This window comes from Providencia sp. Je.9.19, from assembly GCF_051129765.1.
Classification (GTDB): Bacteria; Pseudomonadota; Gammaproteobacteria; order Enterobacterales; family Enterobacteriaceae; genus Providencia.
The window spans coordinates 1-255 of the sequence record NZ_JBCPSS010000061.1 but is presented as its reverse complement, the minus strand read 5'-3'; the positions used below and the strand labels follow the sequence as shown (position 1 = coordinate 255).

Here is a 255-nt window from a genome sequence, read left to right as displayed (position 1 = left end):
ATCGGTCAATCAGGAGTATTTAGCCTTGGAGGATGGTCCCCCCATATTCAGACAGGATAACACGTGTCCCGCCCTACTCGTCGAGTTCACAACATAAGCATCTTCGGATACGGGGCTATCACCCTTTGTTGCCGGACTTTCCAGACCGTTTTCCTGACACTTATGCTGATTAAGACTCTGGGCTGCTCCCCGTTCGCTCGCCGCTACTAGGGGAATCTCGGTTGATTTCTTTTCCTCGAGGTACTGAGATGTTTC

1 rRNA gene is annotated in these 255 nt (G+C 51.0%); it reads right to left on the bottom strand.

What is annotated here, in order from left to right:
• Positions 1–255: ribosomal RNA gene (locus AAZR93_RS21705) — 23S ribosomal RNA — on the bottom strand; the annotation flags it as partial.